The following is a 439-nucleotide window of genomic DNA, read 5'->3' as shown; positions in this document are numbered from 1 at the left end:
TTGAGTGCGATTGCCATAACGTCAGCCATAATTTATCTCCAGATAGATTGTGGTCAGCTGGTAGCGGGGGATGCCAGTCCCTCCTATCAGCGCTTTACTACTGTAAAACAACTAAAAGCACGTTCATGTTATTTTATTCTGCAGTGCCTTGCAATGAAAATTCTTGGAATTTTTATGTGGGGCACGACGGAAATCCACCCAGCCCAATCTACAATTTTTCTTTTTATTTATCAGTTAAATGACTATGCCCGAATTACATGAACCAACAACCTGCTCTCCTGTGCAAAGAACTGGAATAGCATAATGAGTTTTTTTTGCGGCCCCATCGAATCAATATCCCCTCTTCCGCGTAAGGAGTTGGGATAGCATGAGGGTGCTTTTCGCGGGAGAGGAAAAACAATAACTGGCAAATTTTCCTTAGTAAAGGGATAACCTCCTT

At 42.4% G+C, this 439-nt stretch carries 2 protein-coding genes; one reads left to right on the top strand and one right to left on the bottom strand.

Going from position 1 to position 439, the window contains the following annotated elements; all coding sequences use genetic code 11:
* The coding region (locus ACN4Z1_RS15970) for a hypothetical protein (protein WP_419423058.1) at positions 1–261 on the top strand (261 nt) is incomplete at its 5' end.
* On the opposite strand, the gene ACN4Z1_RS15965 is transcribed toward ACN4Z1_RS15970, so the two are convergent.
* A partial coding sequence (locus ACN4Z1_RS15965; RefSeq protein WP_419413478.1) for a hypothetical protein occupies positions 243–439 on the bottom strand: 197 nt, incomplete at its 5' end. The genes ACN4Z1_RS15970 and ACN4Z1_RS15965 overlap by 19 nt on opposite strands.

The sequence above is a fragment of the Legionella sp. ST3F1 genome (assembly GCF_048553315.1).
Classification (GTDB): domain Bacteria; phylum Pseudomonadota; class Gammaproteobacteria; order Legionellales; family Legionellaceae; genus Tatlockia; species Tatlockia donaldsonii.
This window is presented reverse-complemented; position numbering and strand designations above follow the sequence as displayed.